The sequence below is a fragment of the Leifsonia aquatica genome (assembly GCF_014190775.1).
Taxonomy (GTDB): domain Bacteria; phylum Actinomycetota; class Actinomycetes; order Actinomycetales; family Microbacteriaceae; genus Leifsonia; species Leifsonia aquatica.
Genome location: NZ_JACHVP010000001.1, coordinates 87,609 through 107,592 on the forward strand (window position 1 = coordinate 87,609; position 19,984 = coordinate 107,592).

Consider the following 19,984-nt stretch of genomic DNA (forward strand, 5'->3'; position numbering starts at 1 on the left):
AACCGTGTCACCATCACCCCTGTCCGTCCAGCTGTACTCGATCCGGGAGGCGCTGGCCGAGGACCTGCCGGGCGCGCTCGCCCGCGTGCGCGCGATCGGCTTCGAGCTGGTCGAGGCCTACGACTTCGCCACCTGGCCGGGGCTCGGCGACGCGATCGCCGCCGCCGGACTGGCGGTCCCGACCGCGCACAACCTCGTGCTGGGCCGCGACCAGGAGCAGATCTTCCGCGCCGCGGCCGAGATCGGCGTCGCCACCGTGATCGACCCGTACGTGCCGGAGGACCGCTGGACCACGGAGGAGGAGGTCGCCGCCGTCGCCGCCGAGTTCCGCGCCGCCGCCGCCGTAGCCCGCGAGCACGGCGTCGCCCTGGCGTACCACAACCACGCCCACGAGATCCGTGCCCGCATCGGCGGCCGCACGGCCCTCGAGGTGTTCGCGGACCACGTCGGCGACGAGGTCGCGATCGAGCTCGACACCTACTGGGTCGCGGTCGGCGGCATCGACCCCGTCGCACTGCTGAACACGCTCGGCGACCGCGTCACCGCCATCCACGTCAAGGACGGCCCGGCCACCGATGCCGAGATCGACCAGGTCGCGGTCGGCTCCGGCTCGCTGCCGATCGCCGAGATCCTGGCGGCGGCGCCGAATGCGCTGCACGTCGTGGAGGTCGACGACTCCCGCTCGGACCGCTTCCAGGTGATCGCGGACAGCTACGCCTTCCTCACCGAGAAGGTCTCCGCATGAGCGCGCACCGTCCCGTCGGCGTCGGCCTGGTCGGCGCCGGCGTCATCAGCGCCGAGTACCTCGGCAACCTCACCCGCTTCCCGGGCGTCGACGTGCGCTTCGTCGCCGACCTCGACGAGAGCCGGGCTGCTGCTCAGGCCGCCGCCTTCGGCATCCCGGGCTCGGGATCGGTCGAGCGCCTCCTCGCCGACGACGACATCGAGATCGTCGTCAACCTCACGCTGCCGAAGGTGCACGTGGAGGTCGGACTGCAGGCCCTCGCCGCCGGCAAGCACGTCTGGAGCGAGAAGCCCCTCGGGCTCGACCGCGCCAGCGCCCGGCTCCTCCTCGACACGGCCGCCGCTGCCGGACTGCGGGTCGCCGCGGCGCCCGACACGTTCCTGGGCGCGGGTGTGCAGACCGCGCGCCGCCTCATCGAGTCGGGTGCGATCGGCGTGCCGCAGTCCGCCCTCACCCTGCTGCAGTCGCCGGGCCCGGAGAGCTGGCACCCGAACCCGGACTTCCTGTTCCAGGACGGCGCGGGCCCGCTCTTCGACGTCGGCCCGTACTATCTGACGGCCCTCGTGCAGCTGCTCGGCCCGTTCGCCTCGGTCGACGCTGCTCTCGGGACCGCCCACGCCAACCGCACCATCGGATCGGGGCCGCGCGCGGGCGAGAGCTTCCCTGTCACCGTCCCGACGTACGTCGGCGCCGGGTACCGATTCGTGAACGGCACCAGCGCGCAGAGCGTGTTCAGCTTCGACTCGAAGCTGCAGCGCACCCGGTTCGAGATCGCCGGCAGCGAGGGGACGCTGGTCGTCCCCGACGTCAACGGATTCGACGGCGACCTGCTGCTCTACACCGACGGCGACGAACCGCGCACGATCGCGGCCGAGGGCTCGACGACCACCCGCGGCACGGGCGTCGCCGAGCTGGCGGAGGCGCTGCGGGAGGGTCGTCCCGAGCGTGCGACCGGCGAGCTCGCCTACCACGTGCTCGACGCCATGGCCTCCACGATCGAGGCGGGGGAGGCCGAACGCTCCGTCGTGATCGAGAGCCGCCCCGAGGTGCAGCCAGCCCTCTCCCCGGAGTGGTCCGCGCTCGCCGCGGAGCCCGTCGCGAGCTGAGGCGCACCGGGCGGGAGGGAGCGTCTCCCTCCCGCCCGACGGCCGCATCCGTGACCCCCTGACGGGTGACGCTCCCAGAAAAGGCAGGTAGCATACCCGGATGCACGAATCGGACCAGCCCGACTCCGGTCTGCCGAACGGCACCGAGTCAGACCCGTCGATCCCGTCGACCACCCCCGTTCCCTCCCTCGATCAGGATGCCGCAGCGCCCGACGCCGGCGTCCCCGCTGCCGCGCCCGCGACCCGTTCGGAGCGCCTCTCGGCCGAGCGCGAGGCCGCAGCGACGACGGGGTCGACTCCCGCGAGCAGTCCGCGTCGTGGAGCGGCGGCCGGCCTCGCCGGCATGACGGCCGGCATCATGACCGCTATCCGCAAGCACCCCCGCGCCTGGATGATCGCGGGCGGAGCCGCCGCGCTGGTCGTCCTCGGCACCGGTAGCGTCGCCCTCGGAGCGACGGTCGGCTCGCCCGCTTCGGCGGCCGGTGTGCCGAGCCCGACGGCGAGTGCGTCCGCCACGAAGACGCCCACCCCCACCCCGACGCCCACCGTCGACCCCGCGCGCCCGGTCCCCGCCGCCGCGCCGGCCGCGAGCCGCATCCGCACCTGCTCGGTCGCCGGTCTGGCTCAGGATGGCCGCCTCGGCAACCTCGAGGCCCAGGTCGTCAACGCCAAGACGGGCGAGGTGCTGTTCGACCGCAACGGCGGCACGCCCGGTCCCACGGCCTCCGTCATGAAGACCGTCACCTCTGCCGCGGCGCTCGCGACCCTCGGTCCCGACTACCGCGTCTCGACGACGGTCGTGGCCGGCAGCACTCCCGGCCAGATCGTGCTGGTCGGCGGCGGCGACGTCACGCTGTCACGTCTGCCCGGAGGCCAGGGCGCGTTCTACACCGGCGCCCCGTCCATCCAGGATCTGGCGGACCAGGCCAAGCAGGCGATGGGCGGACAGCCGATCACCTCCATCGTCGTCGACGCCTCCCTCTTCGGCGGCCCGGTCTGGCAGCCCAGCTGGGACGAGAACGAGGAGCGCGTCGTCGAGGGATCGACCCCGTACATGACCGCCCTGATGGTCGACGGCGACCGCGACGACCCCGGCGCGGTCGAGTCCCCGCGCAGCACCGACCCGGTCGGCCGTGCGGTTCAGTACTTCCAGCAGTACCTCGGCACGAGCGTCCCGGTCTCCGAGGGCACTGCACCCGCCGGCGCCCGCCAGCTCGCGGCCGTGCAGTCGCAGCCGGTGACGACACTCATCCAGCAGGCGATGAAGTACTCCGACAACACGATCATGGAGGAGCTCGCCCGCCTCGTCTCGATCAAGAACGGCGCGGGCAACACGTTCGACGCCGAGAACGCGGGTGTGCTCGCGGGCCTCACCGGCTACGGGATCGACACCGCCGGCCTCCACATCGCCGACGGCTCGGGGCTGAGCGCGAACAACGCCGTGCCTCCGTCGTACATGACCCGGCTCTTCATCAAGGTGCTGAACCGCGAGAACGGCCTCGGCGTCATCTACGACGGTCTGCCGGTCTCCGGTCAGTCCGGCACGCTCGGCCCGGGCTACAACCGCTTCACGGGAGCCAACTCCGCTGCCCGCGGCGCGGTGCATGCCAAGACCGGCTGGATCGACAACGGCTACACGCTCTCCGGCATCGTCGACTCCGCCGACGGCACTCCGCTCACGTTCGCCGTGTACGCTCTCGGCAACGTGGGCGACAACGCCAAGCAGGCGATCGACACGCTCGTCACCGGCATCTACAAGTGCGGCGACAACCTGTCGAACACCTGATCGGCCTGTTCGCACCCTGACCAGTCGAGGGAGGCCCGCATGGGCAAGGCGCTGTTCATCATCGACGTGCAGAACGACTTCACCGAGGGCGGTGCGCTCGGCGTCGCCGGGGGAGCGGCCGTCGCCGAACGCCTGACCCGCTACCTGGCCGAGCACCGCGACGACTACGCGGTCGTGGTCGCCAGCCGCGACTGGCACGACGGCGACACCGACAACGGCGGCCATTTCGCCACGGCGGGGGATCCCGACTTCGTCGACACCTGGCCCGCGCACTGCGTCGCCGGCACGGCGGGCGCCGAATATCACCCGGCCCTCGACACCTCCCGCGTCGACTACCACGTGCTCAAGGGGCAGGGCGTCCCGGCCTACTCGATCTTCGAGGGCCGGACGGACGCCGGATCGACCGTCCACAATCTGCTCGACGAGCACGGCATCGACACCATCGACGTGGCGGGCATCGCGACCGACTACTGCGTGCGGGCCTCGGCGCTCGACGCCCTCGCGCACGGCCAGCACGTGCGCGTGCTCACCGGTCTGGTGGCGGGAGTCGCCGCCGACTCGTCCGAGGCCGCCCTCGCGGAGCTGGCCCATGCCGGTGCGGAGCTCGTCCCCGCCTCCTGAGTGGCACCCGCTCGCCCCGGATCGTCGATCCGGGTAGTCTGGCGTCGGCAGTAACTCGGCGCTAAGCTGATTACTAACTTGGCTAGCTAATTGGAGATGACGTGACCGAGCCGACGAAGACCCAGGCGCGACCCCCGATCTGGCTGCGCATCGTGCTGCCCACGGTCCTCATCCTGGTGTGGCTCGTCCTGGCCGGTCTCGGCGGCCCGACGTTCGGCAAGCTCTCCGGCGTCTCGAGCAACGACCAGGCCGCCTTCCTGCCGGCCAGCGCCGAGTCGACCGAGGTGCAGGACTGGCAGCAGAAGTTCACCGACTCCAATGCGATCCCCGCGATCGTGGTGGTGCGCTCCGACACCGCGATCCCGTCGTCCGCCCTGGCCGACTACGCGAAGCTGGGCGCGAAGCTCGGCGAGGTGAAGGGCGTGCAGGCCCCCGAGGGCGACCAGACGACGAGCGTCGCCGGACCCATCCCCTCGGAGGACGGCCTCGCCGTCGAGTTCGTCGTGCCCATCGCCGACTCGGATTCGGTCAAGACCGTCGTCGCCGACCTGCGCACGACGCTGCACGACAACCTCCCGGGCGGCACCCAGGGCTGGGTCACCGGCCCCGCGGGGCTGACCGCCGACCTGGTGAACGCCTTCGGCGGGATCGACGGCATCCTGCTGCTCGTCGCCGTCGCGGCCGTCTTCGTCATCCTGCTGCTGGTCTACCGGGCGCTGCTCCTGCCGTTCCTGGTGCTCCTGACCTCGATCTTCGCGCTCTGCGCCGCCATCCTCGTCGTCTATCTCTTCGCGCTCTGGGGATGGATCAAGCTGAGCGGGCAGAGTCAGGGCATCCTGTCGATCCTGGTCATCGGAGCGGCGACGGACTACTCGCTGCTGATGGTCGCCCGCTACCGGGAGGCGCTGGAGCAGGTCGACTCCCGCTGGGTCGCGATCATCCGGGCGTGGAAGGCGGCGCTGGAGCCGATCGCGGCCTCCGGTGCGACCGTCATCCTGGCGCTGCTGTGCCTGCTCTTCTCGGACCTCAACTCGAACAAGAGCCTCGGCCCGATCGCCGCGATCGGCATCGTGTTCTCGCTCCTCGCCGCGCTCACCCTGCTTCCCACCTTGCTCGCCGTGTTCGGCCGCGCGTCGTTCTGGCCGTTCCGGCCGAAGGTCGTCGGCGAGCACGACCACCGGCACGAGCACGAGGCCGGCCCCCGCATCGCCGGCCTCGAGGGCATCCGCGGCATCTGGCTGCGCGTCGGCCGCCTGATCGCCCGACGGCCCCGCGTGACGTGGCTCGTGTCGTTCGTCCTGCTCGCCGCGTGCGCGCTCGGCCTCACGCAGCTCAAGGCCAACGGTGTGGAGCAGACCGACCTCGTGCTCTCGCAGTCCGACGCGGCGGACGGCCAGAAGGTGCTCGCCGAGCACTTCGACGCCGGGTCCGGCTCGCCTGTCCTCATCGTGACCCGGGAGGCGGACGCCGACGCCGTGCTCGCCGCAACGAAGAAGACGGACGGCATCAGCACCGCGACCCTCTACGCCGGCAACGCGCGCCCGTCGCAGTCCGGCACACCCGCCGACCCCATCGTCAAGGACGGCCGCGTGCTGGTGCAGGCCACCCTCTCCGCCGAACCGGACTCGGCCGCCGCCGAGGACGTCGTCCGCACGCTGCGGTCGACGCTCCCCGCGGAGGACTCCGACGTGCTCGTCGGCGGCGTCACCGCGATCGCCCTCGACACGAACGACACCGCCCAGAGCGACCTCGTCAAGATCATCCCGATCGTGCTCGGCGTGATCCTCCTCATCCTGATGCTCCTGCTGCGGTCGATCCTCGCGCCGGTGCTGCTCATCGGCAGCGTGGTGCTCTCGTACGGCGCCGCGCTCGGCGTCTCCGCGCTCGTGTTCAACCATGTGTTCGGCTTCCCCGGGGCGGATGCGACGGTGCCGTTGTTCGGCTTCGTCTTCCTGGTCGCGCTGGGGGTGGATTACAACATCTTCCTCATGACGCGCGTGCGGGAGGAGTCGCTGCGCATCGGTACGCGGCCGGGGATCCTGCGCGGGCTGGGCGTCACCGGGAGTGTCATCACCTCGGCCGGCATCGTGCTCGCGGCGACCTTCGCGGCGCTCGCCGTCATCCCCATCCTGTTCCTGGTGCAGATCGCCTTCATCGTCGCCTTCGGGGTGTTGCTCGACACGGTGGTCGTGCGCACCCTGCTCGTCCCCGCGCTGTCGTACGACATCGGCCGCGCGATCTGGTGGCCGTCGCGGCTCGCGAAGAGCACATTGCACAACGAGAGGGCCGGAGTCTCCGACTAGCTGGACAACCTGCTGGCCGGATCGGGCCCGCGTTGCCCGGTCCGCGCCGGTGGGCGAGAGTGGTCGCCATGCCTTTGACCACCCTCGAGACGGTGACCGTCGCGCCCGTGGGCCTCCCGGCACTGCTGCGCCGCCTCTACCGCACCCTGGCGACCGTCCGCCGTATCGACGGCGGAGCGCGGGCCATGGAGCACCGGGGCGAGCTCCACGGTTACCGCCCCGTCTCCGGCCGCGAGGCCGTCCAGGTCGGCAGCGCCGCCGCCCTGGACCCCGCCCGCGACCTGGCCTTCCCCGCCGCCCGCGACCTCGGCGTCGCCGTCGCGACCGGTGCCGATGCGTCGCTGGCCCTGCAGGCCCGTGACCGCCGGGCGGCCGACGGCTCCCCGGTCACCCACGCCGTCGCCTGGGCGCTCGGCGCGAAGCTCGACCGCACGGGTGGGGTCGCCCTGGTGCTGCTCGGCCCGGGCAGCACGGCGCGAGAAGTGGACGAGGCGATGACGACCGCCGCCGTCTCCCGGCTGCCCGTCGTCTTCGTCGGCGCCGCCGGGCCGTCCCGGGTGCAGGGGATGCCGGTGCAGCTGGTGGACGGAGTGGACGCCCTCGCGGTCCACGACGCCACCTCCCGCGCCCTCGACCGTGCCCGCGCCGGAGCAGGACCGAGTGTCGTCGAGCCGGTCCTCCCGCAGCCCGGGGCGTGGGCGGGCCGCGATCCGCTGCTGGTCTGCGAGCAGCTCCTGCGTGAGACGGCCACCGTCCACGACGACTTCTTCGCCGACGTGGCCGACACGGTCGACGTGCTCGCGGAGGCCGTGTTCGCCCGGGTGCGCACCACCCGGCCGTGACGCCGGCCGCCCGGCGGAGGGGGAGGATGGGGGCATGACCGGTCCCCTCCGCCTCCACGTCACGCGTCATCCCGGACCCGATCCCGTGCTGCTCGTGCACGGCTTCGCCACCACCGGCGCTCTGACCTGGGAATCGACGGGCTGGGTGGACGCGCTCGCCGCCGCGGGCCGGGGCGCTCTGGTCCCCGATCTGCGCGGCCACGGCGGGAGCGAGGCTCCGCACGACCCCGCCGCCTACTCGCCCGCGCTCCTCGCCGCCGATGTGTGCGCCGTGCTCGATGCGGAGGAGCTGGGGGAGGTCGACGTGATCGGCTACTCGATGGGCAGCTGGGTCTCGCTCGCGCTCGCCGGGCTGGTACCCGAGATCCCCGCTGGCCGCGTGCGCCGGCTGGTCGTGGGCGGGATCGGCACCGTCGAGCAGTTCGGGCACTGGGGCATCCCAGCGGTCCAGGCCGCGATCCGTCACGGCGCGGAGGTCGCCGCGCCCGACTTCGCCCTCGGGCCGCTGCTGGCCTCCCTGCGCCGCGCGCCCGGTGTCGACCTGGACGCCCTGGCCGCGTGCGTAGAGGGGATGGGCACCCATCCGCTTCCGCTCGGCCCGACGGGCCTGCCCACCCTGCTGGTCGCGGGTGAGGTCGATCCCGTCGCGGGCGACGCCGAGGCTGCGGCGGAGATCCTCGGAGCCCGGCTCGTGCGATTGCCGCGCCGCGACCACATCACCACGCTGAGCGCCCGCGCCTTCAAGCAGGCTGCCCTCCCGTTCCTGGGGATTCCCGCCAGCGTGTAGGAAGCCGCCCGCGAGGGTCGTACGATGTGCGAGGACCGAAGGAGGCCGATGATCGACAAGCTGGACGCCGACCTGATCGCGCTCCTGACCGAGGAGCCGCGGCTGGGCGTCTTCGAGGCCTCCCGTCGGCTGGGCGTCGCCCGCGGCACGGTGCAGGCCCGGCTCGACCGGCTCCAGCGCTCCGGTGTGGTGAAGGACTTCGCGCCCACCATCGACAGCGAGCGGCTCGGCTACCCGGTGACGGCGTTCGTCACCGCCGAGGTGGCGCAGGGCGACTGGCGCGTGACCGTCGTCGACCACCTGAGCAGCATCCCGGAGGTGCTCGAAGTGCACACGATCACGGGGTCCGGCGACCTCCTGATCCGCGCGGTCGCCCGCTCCAACGCCGACCTGCAGCGGGTGATCGACCGCATCGTCGGCGGCCCCGGCATCACCCGCACATCCACCGTCATCGCGCTGGCCACCACGATCGACCACCGATCGGTGCCGCTCGTGCAGTCGGCGGCGACGGACGACAACGGAGAGGAACGACGCTATGGATGAGAAGGCCCTGCTCGACCGGGTCCCCGACGGACTGTTCATCGGAGGGGAGTGGACCTCCGGCTCGGCCGGCACCCTGTCGGTCTACGACCCCGCGACCGGCGACCTGATCAAGACGATCGCCGATGCGTCCCCGGAGGACGGTGCACGCGCTCTCGACGCCGCCGTCGCCGCGGCGGACGACTGGGCCGCCACTCCGCCCCGCGCACGCGGCGAGATCCTGCGCCGGGCGTTCGACCTGCTGCAGGAGCGCCGCGACGAGTTCGCCCTGCTGATGACGCTCGAGATGGGCAAGCCCCTGGCCGAGGCGAGCGGCGAGGTCACGTACGGCGGCGAGTTCCTCCGCTGGTTCTCGGAGGAGGCCGTGCGCATCGCCGGCCGCTACGGCACCAACCCCGAGGGGACGGGGCGGATGATCGTCTCGCAGCACCCCGTCGGACCCTGCTTCCTGATCACACCGTGGAACTTCCCGCTCGCCATGGCGACCCGCAAGATCGCGCCGGCCCTCGCGGCGGGTTGCACCGTGGTCGTCAAGCCGGCTGCGCTGACGCCCCTCACCACCCTGTACTTCGCCCGGTTGCTGGAGGATGCGGGCCTGCCGGCCGGCGTGCTGAACGTGATCACGACCTCCACCTCCGGCAAGGTCTCGGGGCCGATCATCGCCGACCCGCGCCTGCGCAAGCTGTCGTTCACCGGCTCGACCGAGGTCGGCCGGTCTCTGCTCAAGCAGGCGTCGGAGAACGTCCTCCGCACGTCGATGGAGCTGGGCGGCAACGCCCCGTTCGTCGTCTTCGAGGACGCCGACCTCGACAAGGCCGTCGACGGCGCGATGCTGGCCAAGTTCCGCAACATCGGCGAGGCGTGCACCGCCGCCAACCGGTTCATCGTGCACGAGGACGTCGCCGACGAGTTCGCCCGCCGCGTCACGGAGCGCGTGAACGGGATGCGCGTCGGCCGGGGCACCGAGGAGGGCGTGACGATCGGCCCGCTGATCGACTCCGACGCCGTCGACAAGGCGGCGGCGCTCGTCGCGGACGCCGTCGCCCGGGGCGCCTCCGTCCTCACCGGCGGCTCGCGGGTGGAGGGGCAGGGCACGTTCTACCAGCCCACGGTCGTCACCGACGTGCAGGCGGGCAGTGACATCCTGCGCCAGGAGATCTTCGGCCCGGTGCTCTCGATCGTGCGGTTCTCGACCGAGGACGACGCCGTGCGCATGGCGAACGACACGGAGTTCGGGCTCGTCTCCTACGTGTTCACGAAGGACCTCGCGCGCGGGCAGCGCATGATCGAGCGTTTGCAGACCGGGATGATGGGCCTGAACGTCGGCGTCCTCTCCAACGCGGCCGCGCCGTTCGGTGGCGTGAAGCAGTCGGGCCTTGGCCGCGAGGGCGGGCTCGAGGGCATCCACGAGTACCTGAGCACGAAGTACACGCTCACCCCGGACCCGTTCGGAGCCTGACATGCCGCGCAGCGAAGCCGTCATCGTCGACGTCGTCCGCACCCCGTCCGGCCGCGGCAAGCCGGACGGGGAGCTGTCGGACATCCATCCCGCCGACCTCCTCGCCGGTGTGCTGATGGAGCTCGTCGCCCGCACGGGGATCGACCCCGAGATCGTGGACGACGTCATCGGCGGCTGTGTCACGCAGTCGGGCGAGCAGGCCGCGAACATCACGCGCACGGCGGTGCTGAGCGCGGGATTCCCCGAGAGCGTGCCCGCGGTCACGATCGACCGGCAGTGCGGGTCGAGCCAGCAGGCCGCGGCCTTCGCCGCCCAGGGCGTGATCTCCGGCGCCTACGACGTGGTCATCGCGTGCGGCGTGGAGTCGATGAGCCGGGCGCCGCTCGGCTCGAACGTCGGCAACGCCTCCCGGGGCGGCGCGCTGATGCACGCCCGCTATCCGGAGGGGCTCGTCGGGCAGGGCGTCTCGGCCGAGCTGATCGCCGAGCGCTGGGACATCTCCCGGGCCGAGCTGGACGCGTTCGCGGCGACCTCGCACCAGCGTGCGGCGGAGGCCGCGGCGAGCGGGGCGTTCCAGGGCGAGCTCGTCCCCGTCCCCACGCCCGACAGCGGCAGCGTCGTGGCCGACGAGACCATCCGGCCCGGCACGACCGCCGAGAAGCTCGCGGGCCTCTCGCCGGCGTTCCGCACGGAGGAGCTCGCCGCGCGCTTCCCCCAGCTCGACTGGCGGATCACGCCGGGCAACTCCTCCCCGCTCACCGACGGCGCCTCCGCCGCGCTGATCATGTCCCAGGAGGCCGCGGCCCGGCTCGGCCTGCGCCCGCGCGCCCGGTTCCACTCGTTCGCCATCGCCGGCAGCGACCCGCTCTTCATGCTGACGGGCATCCTGCCCGCCACCCGCAAACTGCTCGACCGCAGCGGCGTGCGCTTCGACGAGATCGACGCCTACGAGGTCAACGAGGCGTTCGCCTCCGTGCCGCTGTTCTGGCAGCGCGAGTTCGACGCCGACCCCGCCCGGCTCAACCCCCGCGGCGGCGCCATCGCCCTCGGGCACGCCCTCGGCTCCTCCGGAACGCGCCTGCTCGGGACCCTGCTCAACGAGCTGGAGGCGACGGGCGGCCGGTACGGCCTGCAGACCATGTGCGAGGGCGGAGGGACCGCCAACGCGACCCTGATCGAGGTGCTGCGCTGAGGCGCGCACCGGAAGGAGAACCATGCTGATCGACGGATGCTCGGCCCTCGTCACCGGAGGCGCGAGCGGCCTCGGCAACGCCACGGCGCGCGCGCTCACCGATGCGGGAGCTCGCGTCGTGCTGCTCGACCTCCCCAGCTCGCAGGGCGAGAAGGCCGCGACCGCCCTCGGCCCGACCGCGCGGTTCGTCCCCGGCGACGTCACCGACGGGGACCAGGTGCAGGCGGCCGTCGACGCGGCCTCGGAGCTCGCCCCGCTCCGCATCGTCGTCAACTGCGCCGGCATCGCGACCGCCGCCCGCATGCTGGGCCGCGACGGCGTCCTCCCGCTGGAGGACTTCGAGCGCGTCGTGCGCGTGAACCTGATCGGCACCTTCAACGTCACGCGCCTCGCCGCCGCGGCCATGGTGACCACCGAGCCGCTCGAGGGCGAGTTCGGCCCCGAGCGCGGCGTCATCGTCAACACGGCCTCCGTCGCCGCGTTCGACGGGCAGATCGGCCAGCCCGCCTACGCGGCTTCCAAGGGCGGGGTCGCGGCCATGACCCTCCCGATCGCCCGGGAGCTCGCCCGCAGCCTCGTGCGCGTCGTCACCATCGCCCCGGGCATCTTCGAGACGCCGATGATGGCGGGCCTGCCCCAGGCCGCCCAGGACTCCCTCGCCGCCCAGGTCCCGCACCCCTCCCGTCTCGGCAAGCCCGCCGAGTACGCCGCGCTCGTGCGCCACATCGTCGAGAACGCCATGCTCAACGGCGAGACCATCCGCCTCGACGGCGCGATCCGCATGCAGCCGAAGTAACCCGCGGCGGGCTTGCCGCCGCGCCGCCGCGCGACTGCGGCCCCGCGGTACGACTGCACCCGCTCGCCGGCGCGCAAACGTACCGGGGCACCGCAGTCGCGGCCGCCGGCGCTACGCCCCGGAGTGCTGCTGCAGGAACCGGTACACGTCCGAGTCGTCGACTCCGGGGAACGAGCCCGACGGCAGGGGCGACAGGATGTGCGCGTGCAGCCGGGCGCTGGGCCACGCCTTGCCCGACCAGCGGCCGGACAGCTCGGACGGCGCCCGCTTGCAGCAGGACTCGTCGGGACAGCGGGATTCGGCCCGCACGGTCGTCTCGCGGCCGCGGAACCACTTGGCCTGGTCGAAGGGCGCACCGACGCTGATCGAGTAGCCGCCCTCGGCGGTCGAGCCGACCTGGGTCGCGCACCAGTAGGTCCCGACCGGGGTGTCGGTGTACTGGTAGAGCTCGGTGGTCCGGTTGGTGTGCGTGAACGCCCCGCGCGCGCCCCACTTGCGGCAGACGACCTGACCCTCGATGGAGCCGGTGACGTCGGTCGGCAACGGGAGGCCGTCGTTCTCGTAGCCCTTGTAGAGGGCGCCATCGTCGCCGACGCGCAGGAAGTGCAGGGTCATGTCGAGGTGGGCCGTGGCGAGGTTCGTCAGGCGCAGGGCCGCGGCCTCGTGGGTGACGCCGAACGCGTCGCGGAAGTCCTCGACGGCCAGATCCTTCTCCTTCTTGGCCTCCGCGAGGAACGCGACAGCGGCATCCCGCGGCATGAGGCAGCAGGCGGCGAAGTAGTTGATCTCGAGCCGCTGCCGCAGGAAGTCCGCGTAGCTGTCGGGCCGCTCGTGGCCGAGGAGGCGGTGCGCCATCGCCTGCAGCGCCATCGACCGCAGCCCGTGACCGCCCGGGATGGAGGCCGGCGGCAGGTAGATGCGGCCGTTCTCCAGATCGGTGATGGAGCGGGTGGAGCGGGGGAGGTCACTGGCATAGATCAGCTCGAAGCCCAGCTGCTCCGCCATCACGCTCACCTCGCGGTGCGTGAGGGCGCCGCGGGTGTGCCCGGAGGCGCGCACGCGCTCCTCGGCGAGCTCCTCGATGGCGGGGATGTAGTTGTTTTGGGCGCGCATCCGTTCCCGGAGCTCGGTGTTGGCCCGGCGCGCCTCCTCCGGGGTGGCGATCGCCTCGGACGCGCGGCGCGAGAGCTCGCGGTGCAGGCCGACCAGGGCCTCCAGCGTCTCGGTCGGCGTGCCCTTCGTCGGCTTCACCGCGGGCAGCCCGAGCGAGCCGTAGAGGGTGCCGCGCTGCGCGCGTGCGAGCTCGATCTCGAGGGCGGCGCGCTCGTCCGGCGGCTCGGCCGACAGCAGATCGGCGAGCTGGACGCCCAGGGCGCTCGCGAGCGTGACCAGAAGGGTGACGCGCGGCTCGCGCTTGCCGTTCTCGATGAGGGAGAGCTGGCTCGGCGCGACGCCGACCTCCGCCCCCAGCTCGTCGAGTGTGAGCCCGCGGATGGTGCGGAAGTGGCGGATGCGGTGGCCGAGTGTGGCGATGTCGGCGCCCGATTCGGCGGTGAACGGCTCCATGCGTTCACGATAGCGAAAGAATCGCGATTCTTTCCACCCTTCAGGCTCGTCCGAACCGCAGAAGGTCGCTGAAGCTGGATCTACAGCACTTCTTTCCAACCGAGAGGACGACGGGAATGACCATCGCCGAGCTTCCGCTGACCGAGACCGGCCGCACCGACGCGGACCGCGACGACATCCGCGAGGACGCCGCGTATGCCTCCGCCGGACTCGCCGCCCTGCACGCCTGGGTGGCCGACATCGCAGCGCTCACGCAGCCCGACGACATCGTGTGGTGCGACGGCTCGCTGGGCGAGGCCGACCGCCTCACCAAGCAGCTCGTCGCCGAGGGCAAGCTCATCCGGCTGAACCCGGAGTGGCGCCCGAACAGCTTCCTCGCGCGCACCGACCCCGGTGACGTCGCCCGCGTCGAGGACCGCACGTTCATCTGCTCCGTCGACGAGGCCGACGCGGGCCCGACGAACAACTGGCGCGAGCCCGAGGGGATGCGCGCGGAGCTGCGCGAGGTCTTCGCCGGCAGTATGCGCGGCCGCACGATGTACGTCGTCCCGTTCTCGATGGGTCCGGTCGGCGGCCCGATCTCGCAGGTCGGCATCCAGCTCACCGACTCGGCCTACGTCGCGGTCAGCATGGGGATGATGACCCGCGTCACGAACACCGTCCTCGACCTGATCGCGGCCGGGCAGCCCTGGGTGCCGACCGTGCACAGTGTCGGCGCCCCGCTCATCGACGAGGCCGGTCACCGGCACGACGACGTCGCCTGGCCGTGCAACGAGACCAAGTACATCGTGCAGTTCCCCGAGACGCGCGAGGTCTGGTCGTACGGTTCCGGCTACGGCGGCAACGCCATCCTGGCCAAGAAGTGCTTCGCGCTGCGGATCGCCTCGGTCATGGCGCGCGACGAGGGCTGGCTCGCCGAGCACATGCTCATCGTCAAGGTCACCTCTCCCGAGGGGCGCGCGTTCCACTTCGCCGCGGCCTTCCCGTCCGCGTGCGGCAAGACGAACCTCGCCATGCTCAAGCCGAGCATCCCGGGCTGGACGGTCGAGACCGTCGGCGACGACATCGCCTGGCTGCGCCAGGGTCCCGACGGCCGCCTCCGCGCCATCAACCCCGAGGCGGGCTTCTTCGGCGTCGCGCCCGGCACCGGCGAGCTCACCAACGCGACCGCGGTCGAGACGCTGTGGGGCAACACGATCTTCACGAACGTGGCGCTCCGCGACGACGGCGACGTGTGGTGGGAGGGCCTGACCGAGGAGCCGCCCGCGCACCTGATCGACTGGGAGGGCAACGAGTGGACGCCCGAGTCCGGACGCCCCGCGGCGCACCCGAACTCGCGCTTCACGGTCTCCGCCGCCCAGTGCCCGGCGATCGCGGACGACTGGGACGCCTTCGACGGCGTGCCGATCGACGCCATCCTCTTCGGCGGCCGCCGCGCGACCAACGTGCCGCTCGTGGCGCAGGCCCGCGACTGGACGCACGGCGTCTTCACCGGAGCGACGATCTCGTCCGAGCAGACCGCCGCCGCGGAGGGCACGGTCGGCGAGCTGCGCCGCGACCCGTTCGCGATGCTCCCCTTCTGCGGCTACAACATGGCCGACTACTGGGGTCACTGGCTCGAGATCGGCGAGAAGCTCGGCGCCGACGCGCCGGCCGTGTTCCAGGTCAACTGGTTCCGCAAGGGCGACGACGGCGGCTTCCTCTGGCCCGGGTTCAGTGAGAATGCCCGCGTGATCGAGTGGATCGCCCGCCGTGTCGAGGGCAGCGCTGGGGCCGTGGAGGCGCCCATCGGCCGCCTCCCGCTCATCGACGAGCTCGACCTCGAGGGGCTCGACCTCCCGGCGAAGGATGTCGCCGCGCTGTTCGAGGTCGACCGCGACAGCTGGCTGGCCGAGTGCGACCTCACCGAGGAGTTCTTCGACCGCTTCGGCAGCCGCGTCCCGGCCGCGCTGCACGCCGAGCTCGCCTCCCTGCGCTACCACCTGCGCGCCTAGCCCCGCGGCGCCCCCGCCACCGAACCCGCCGAGTACGCGAATTCTCTGCGTACTCGGCGGTTCTCGTGCGACTTCCTGCGTACTCGGCGGCTGCGGCCGGGAGACGCGGTCAGGTCAGACGAGGAGCTGGTGCTTGGCGAGGTCGCGGTAGAGCGGCGTGCTCGCGACCAGCTCGGAGTGCGTGCCGACGCCGACGACCCGGCCGTGGTCGAGCACCACGATCTGGTCGGAGTCGACGACGGTGGAGAGCCGGTGCGCGATCACGAGCAGCGTACGGTCCTCCGCGACGGCGTCGATGGCCTCCCGCATCAGCTGCTCGTTGCGGCCGTCGAGGCTGGAGGTCGACTCGTCGAGCAGCAGCACGGGCGGGGCCGCGAGCAGGGCCCGGGCGATCGCGAGGCGCTGGCGCTCGCCACCCGAGAGCATGATGCCGTCCTCGCCGACCGGGGCCGCCAGTCCGAGCTCGCTGCGCTCGAGCACCTCGGTGAGGTTGACCGCGTGCAGCACGTCGATGCAGGCCTGGTCCGTCGCGTACGGCGCCGACAGGGTGAGGTTGTCACGCAGGGAGCCGGCGAGCACCGGGGCGTCCTGCTCCACGTAGCCGATCTGCTCGCGCAGCGGCGTGCGCTCCAAGCTCCGCACGTCGAGACCGCCGAAGCGCACCTCGCCCGCGTCGACGTCGTAGAAGCGCTCGATCAGCGCCAGGATGGTCGACTTGCCGGCACCGGACGGGCCGACGAGCGCGGTGCGCTTGCCGCGCGGCACGGTGAAGCTGACGCCGTGCAGCACTCCGCCGTGCGGGGCGGCCGACTCGCCATCGGCCCCGGCGCCCGCGGCGACCTCGGCCTCGGCGACGACGTCCACGCCGCCGAACGCCTCCACGGCGACACGCTCGACCGACTTCGGAGCAGAGGTGGACGACGACACGGCGTCACCCGTCGCCGGTTCGTCGTGCTCGGGATACGCGAAGTGCACCTCGGCGAACTCGATGGCCGGGGCCTCTGGAGCAAGTCCTTCGTTCGCGGCGCCGACGGTCCAGGCCAGCGGCGCGATCTCGCGGTCGCGCTGGTCCTCGGTCGGCAGGTCGAGGATCTCCTGGATGCGTCCCAGCGCGCCGAGGGCGGAGTTGACGGCGGCGATGGCGCCGAACGCCTGGCCGAGCGGCAGGATCATCATGAAGAGGAAGAGGATGAACGCCACCAGGTTCGCGACCGTGATCGCACCGCTGGCGACGCGGAACCCGCCGACGCCGAGCACGACCAGGAACGACACCTGCATGGCGATACCCGCGACGGGCACCACGAGCGCCGAGATCTTCGCGACCTGGATGCCCATTTTGTAGGCGCCGGTGGCGTTCTCGTCGACGGCGGCGATCTCCCGGTCCGTCGCGTTGGCCGCGCGGATGGTCCGCACCGAGCTGATCGCCCGCTCCACCGCGGCTGCCAGGTCACCGACCTTGTTCTGCGCCTTCTGGCTGGCGACGCGGATGCGGCCGGAGAGCAGGGTGACGACCACGATCGACACCGCGACCACGAGCACCGTGAGCCCGAGGAGCACCGGGTCGATGATCAGCATCGCGATGAGCGCGCCGACGAAGGTGAGCGCCCCGCCGATCGCCTCCACCAGTCCCTGCGTCAGGACGGCGCGCAGCAACGTGGTGTCGGAGCCGACGCGGGAGACGAGGTCGCCGGTGCGGCGGGTGTCGAACTCGCTGATCGGCAGGCGCAGCATCCGACCGACGAGCTTGCGCCGGGAGGAGAGCACGACGCCTTCGCCGGTGCGCTGGAGGAGGTAGTGCTGGTAGCCGGAGATCAGGCCCGAGACCACCACGAGCGCGACCAGGCCCCACACGATGCCGCCGAGGGCCTCGCCCTTGCCGACGATGTCGATCACCTGGCTGACGAGCAGCGGCTGGGCCAGGCTGGCCGCTGCGCCGAGCACGCTCAGCACGACGACGAAGGCGAGCACCTTCTTGTGCTCGAGCAGGTAGGGGAGGAGCTGGCTGAAACGGGCGCGGGGGCCGGCGTCGTCGGGGCGCCGGGAGAAGGGGGAGCGGCGTCGGGGGGACGCGGTGGGCTGCTCGGTGGTCATGGTCTTCCGTTCGGGGTGCTTCGGTTGCGACGAGGGGAGGGCAGGCGGGTGGCGGTCTACATCCGACCGTACTTCTTGTGGACTGCCTGTTTGCTGACACCGAGGGCCAGGGCGATGAGCTGCCAGGTGGCGTTGGCGTTGCGCGCGCGGCGCACGGCGACCGCCTCGATCTGGTCGAGTTCGCGGTGCATCCGGGAGATGGCGCGCAGGGCGACGATCGGGTCGTCGGACCCGGCGTCGCCGGCGAGGGTGCGGAGGGTGCTGCTGTCCATGCGGTCAACCATAGTTGACGCCCACGCCGCCGTCAACCTGCATTGACACATCGGGGCGCCGGGATGTCGGCACCCGGGGCTACAGTGCTGAACTATGCCGACGCCCGTCATCACCGCCACCGACCTCGTCAAGACGTACAAGGACTTCGCGGCGGTCGACGGCATCAGCTTCCAGGTGGAGGCGGGGGAGTCGTTCGGGCTGCTCGGCCCCAACGGCGCGGGCAAGTCGACGACGATGCGGATGGTGGGCGCGGTCTCGACCCGGACGGGCGGTGACCTCAGCATCCTGGGCCTCGACCCCGACCGCTACGGCCCCGAGATCCGCTCGCAGCTCGGCGTCGTGCCGCAGGCCGACAACCTCGACGCCGAATTGCGCGTGCGCGACAACCTCATCGTCTACGGCCGCTACTTCGGCCTGCCCTCCGCCCGCGTGCGCCGTCGCGCCGACGAGCTCCTCGAGTTCGCCCAGCTGGAGGACAAGGCGAAGGCCAAGGTCGACGACCTGTCCGGCGGCATGAAGCGGAGGCTGACGATCGCGCGGGCGCTCATCAACGACCCGCGCATCCTGCTGCTCGACGAGCCGACGACCGGCCTCGATCCGCAGGCGCGGCACATCCTCTGGGACCGCCTCTTCCGGTTGAAGGAGCAGGGCACGACCCTCGTGCTCACGACGCACTACATGGACGAGGCCGAGCAGCTCTGCGACCGGCTGGTCGTCGTGGACAAGGGCCGCATCATGGCCGAGGGGTCGCCGGCCTCCCTGATCCGCGAGTACTCGACCCGGGAGGTGCTGGAGTTGCGCTTCGGCTCGGAGCGCAACGCCGAGGTCGCCGGGCAGCTCGGCGGCGTGGGGGAGCGGGTGGAGGTGCTGCCCGACCGCATCCTCGTCTACAGCGACGACGGCGAGGCCGAACTGGCGCGGATCACCGAGCGCGGCCTCCGCCCCCTCACGAGCCTCGTGCGCCGGTCGAGCCTCGAGGACGTGTTCCTGCGGCTCACCGGCCGGAGCCTGATCGAATGAGCGCCGAGACCGGCCTCGACACGTCCGGAGACGCGCGGGCGGCGCTCGCCGCGGCCGTGCGTCCGCGGCGGTTCGGCGCCTGGTACGTGGCCGAGCACCGCTTCCGGGTCATGCGGTCGTACTTGCAGACGCTGCTCGTCACCGGCTTCGGCAATCCGCTCCTGTACCTCTTCGCGATGGGCGTCGGCCTCGGGAGCCTGATCAGCGCCAACACCGGTCCGGACGCCATCGACGGCGTCAGCTACCTCGCGTTCGTCGCGCCCGCGCTGCTCTGCACGGCGGCAGTGACCGTCGCGAGCGAGGAGTTCACCTACCCGGTGATGCTCGGCTTCAAATGGAATCCCACCTTCTTCGGAATGAACGCCGCGCCCATCGCCCCCGGACAGATCATCGACGGCATCGTCATCTCCGTGATCGCGCGGCTCCTCGGCACGAGCATCGTCTACTACGCGTTCATGCTGCTCTTCGGCGCCGTCCCGGGCCCGTGGGGCTGGGTGACGGTCTTCGTGGCGACGCTCGCAGGCCTCGCCTTCGGCGCCCCGGTCATGGCCTACGTCGCGACCCTCGAGCAGGACACCGGGCAGATCGCGATGCTGATGCGCTTCGTGCTGCTTCCGATGACGCTCTTCTCCGGCACCTTCTTCCCGCTGACCAACATGCCCGAGTACCTCCAGTGGATCGGCTGGATCTCGCCGCTCTGGCACGCGACCGAGCTCTCCCGCGTCTTCGCCTACGGGTCGCCCGAGCCGCTCTGGCTCACGATCGTGCACGTCGTCTACCTGGCCGCCCTCGCCATCGTGTTCTGGCTGTGGGCGCGCCGCATCACCGGGCGGAGGCTGAACAAGTGACCGCGACCGACGACC

Annotated in this window: 17 protein-coding genes; 14 read left to right on the forward strand and 3 right to left on the reverse strand. The window is 71.9% G+C overall.

Features of this window, described 5'->3' with window-relative positions; translation table 11 throughout:
• Positions 1 to 4 precede the first annotated feature (4 nt).
• The 11 genes from FHX33_RS00395 (at position 5) to FHX33_RS00445 (ending at position 12,177) form a co-directional block, all read left to right on the forward strand.
• Positions 5 to 745, forward strand: a complete 741-nt coding sequence (locus FHX33_RS00395) for a sugar phosphate isomerase/epimerase family protein (protein WP_021764087.1) — start codon at positions 5 to 7, stop codon at positions 743 to 745.
• Positions 742 to 1,851, forward strand: coding sequence for a Gfo/Idh/MocA family protein (locus FHX33_RS00400; RefSeq protein ID WP_183428040.1), 1,110 nt, complete (start codon positions 742 to 744; stop codon positions 1,849 to 1,851). Before FHX33_RS00395 ends, FHX33_RS00400 begins: the two co-directional genes overlap by 4 nt.
• A 100-nt stretch (positions 1,852 to 1,951) precedes the next feature.
• Positions 1,952 to 3,637 (forward strand): D-alanyl-D-alanine carboxypeptidase/D-alanyl-D-alanine-endopeptidase, encoded by a 1,686-nt coding sequence (locus FHX33_RS00405; protein ID WP_183428041.1) that lies wholly within the window; start codon positions 1,952 to 1,954, stop codon positions 3,635 to 3,637.
• Positions 3,638 to 3,676: 39 nt separating this feature from the next.
• The gene (locus tag FHX33_RS00410) at positions 3,677 to 4,258 is read left to right on the forward strand and encodes an isochorismatase family protein (RefSeq protein ID WP_021763487.1); all 582 of its coding nucleotides are present in this window, start codon (positions 3,677 to 3,679) and stop codon (positions 4,256 to 4,258) included.
• A gap of 101 nt (positions 4,259 to 4,359) precedes the next feature.
• Positions 4,360 to 6,561, forward strand: coding sequence for an MMPL family transporter (locus tag FHX33_RS00415; RefSeq protein WP_021763486.1), 2,202 nt, complete (start codon positions 4,360 to 4,362; stop codon positions 6,559 to 6,561).
• Positions 6,562 to 6,629: 68 nt separating this feature from the next.
• A complete protein-coding gene (locus FHX33_RS00420; protein ID WP_183428042.1) occupies positions 6,630 to 7,403 on the forward strand; it encodes a thiamine pyrophosphate-dependent enzyme in 774 nt (257 codons plus the stop codon).
• A gap of 34 nt (positions 7,404 to 7,437) precedes the next feature.
• The gene (locus FHX33_RS00425) at positions 7,438 to 8,190 is read left to right on the forward strand and encodes an alpha/beta fold hydrolase (RefSeq protein WP_039923737.1); all 753 of its coding nucleotides are present in this window, start codon (positions 7,438 to 7,440) and stop codon (positions 8,188 to 8,190) included.
• 48 nt (positions 8,191 to 8,238) lie between these two features.
• The gene (locus tag FHX33_RS00430; protein WP_021765056.1) at positions 8,239 to 8,733 is read left to right on the forward strand and encodes an Lrp/AsnC family transcriptional regulator; all 495 of its coding nucleotides are present in this window, start codon (positions 8,239 to 8,241) and stop codon (positions 8,731 to 8,733) included.
• Positions 8,726 to 10,189 (forward strand): NAD-dependent succinate-semialdehyde dehydrogenase, encoded by a 1,464-nt coding sequence (locus FHX33_RS00435; protein ID WP_021765057.1) that lies wholly within the window; start codon positions 8,726 to 8,728, stop codon positions 10,187 to 10,189. The genes FHX33_RS00430 and FHX33_RS00435 overlap by 8 nt, the downstream gene beginning before the upstream one ends.
• A 1-nt stretch (position 10,190) precedes the next feature.
• A complete protein-coding gene (locus tag FHX33_RS00440) occupies positions 10,191 to 11,381 on the forward strand; it encodes a thiolase family protein (RefSeq protein ID WP_021765058.1) in 1,191 nt (396 codons plus the stop codon).
• A 22-nt stretch (positions 11,382 to 11,403) separates the two neighbouring features.
• Positions 11,404 to 12,177 carry a 3-hydroxyacyl-CoA dehydrogenase gene (locus FHX33_RS00445; RefSeq protein WP_183428043.1) on the forward strand — a complete coding sequence of 258 codons (774 nt, stop codon included), beginning with the start codon at positions 11,404 to 11,406 and terminating at the stop codon, positions 12,175 to 12,177.
• 111 nt (positions 12,178 to 12,288) lie between these two features.
• On the opposite strand, the gene FHX33_RS00450 is transcribed toward FHX33_RS00445, so the two are convergent.
• Positions 12,289 to 13,743 (reverse strand): XRE family transcriptional regulator, encoded by a 1,455-nt coding sequence (locus tag FHX33_RS00450; RefSeq protein WP_021763874.1) that lies wholly within the window; start codon positions 13,741 to 13,743, stop codon positions 12,289 to 12,291.
• A gap of 116 nt (positions 13,744 to 13,859) precedes the next feature.
• On the opposite strand from FHX33_RS00450, the gene FHX33_RS00455 reads away from it, so the two are divergent.
• On the forward strand, positions 13,860 to 15,737 hold the full coding sequence (locus FHX33_RS00455) for a phosphoenolpyruvate carboxykinase (GTP) (protein WP_021763873.1): 1,878 nt from the start codon (positions 13,860 to 13,862) through the stop codon (positions 15,735 to 15,737).
• 114 nt (positions 15,738 to 15,851) lie between these two features.
• Here the strand turns inward: FHX33_RS00455 and FHX33_RS00460 are convergent, their stop codons facing one another.
• Together FHX33_RS00460 and FHX33_RS00465 are read right to left on the reverse strand one after the other, a co-directional pair.
• The gene (locus FHX33_RS00460; protein ID WP_183428044.1) at positions 15,852 to 17,828 is read right to left on the reverse strand and encodes an ABC transporter ATP-binding protein; all 1,977 of its coding nucleotides are present in this window, start codon (positions 17,826 to 17,828) and stop codon (positions 15,852 to 15,854) included.
• A 56-nt stretch (positions 17,829 to 17,884) separates the two neighbouring features.
• Complete coding sequence (locus FHX33_RS00465; protein WP_039923107.1) at positions 17,885 to 18,100, reverse strand: hypothetical protein; 216 nt, start codon at positions 18,098 to 18,100, stop codon at positions 17,885 to 17,887.
• 94 nt (positions 18,101 to 18,194) lie between these two features.
• On the opposite strand from FHX33_RS00465, the gene FHX33_RS00470 reads away from it, so the two are divergent.
• Both FHX33_RS00470 and FHX33_RS00475 read left to right on the forward strand, forming a co-directional pair.
• Positions 18,195 to 19,121, forward strand: coding sequence for an ABC transporter ATP-binding protein (locus FHX33_RS00470; protein WP_021764182.1), 927 nt, complete (start codon positions 18,195 to 18,197; stop codon positions 19,119 to 19,121).
• Positions 19,118 to 19,969: an ABC transporter permease gene (locus FHX33_RS00475; RefSeq protein ID WP_021764183.1), complete on the forward strand. Its 852-nt coding sequence runs from the start codon at positions 19,118 to 19,120 to the stop codon at positions 19,967 to 19,969. Before FHX33_RS00470 ends, FHX33_RS00475 begins: the two co-directional genes overlap by 4 nt.
• The last annotated feature ends 15 nt before the right edge of the window (positions 19,970 to 19,984 follow it).